This window comes from Autumnicola edwardsiae, from assembly GCF_031846505.1.
GTDB classification, from domain to species: Bacteria; Bacteroidota; Bacteroidia; order Flavobacteriales; family Flavobacteriaceae; genus Autumnicola; species Autumnicola edwardsiae.
On record NZ_JAVRHP010000329.1, the window covers coordinates 1 to 361 of the forward strand.

Below are 361 nucleotides of genomic sequence, written 5' to 3' on the forward strand. Positions count from 1 at the left end.
TTGATTTCGGTATCGAGCTTACTTATTAAATCCTTATTTTCAACATCATCAAGGAAAGGTTCTATAGGCTCTGGGTACAACTTCAAAAGTTTAATAAGTTCGTCTGTTTTGGAATCAAAAAGAGTCAGTTCAGATTCAGTATTCTCTATTATTGTTTTTTCTAACTCAAATCTTGATTTCTTATCAATCGTTTTTTGATCAACTTCTGAAATACCTTTCAACGATTCCCGAATACCCTTTACCTGTCCTTTTATAGAACTTCCTTCAATATTAAAATTGGCTATCTCGTTCTGTACTTTTTTCTTGCGAACCAATTGGTTATAGGAATTTTTTAGTTTTAGATTCGTTTCATCTAAATTGT

The 361-nt window shown here is 31.0% G+C and carries 1 pseudogene; it reads right to left on the bottom strand.

The window, feature by feature from the left end:
• Positions 1 to 361, bottom strand: a pseudogene (locus RM529_RS17890) (TrlF family ATPase); the annotation flags it as partial.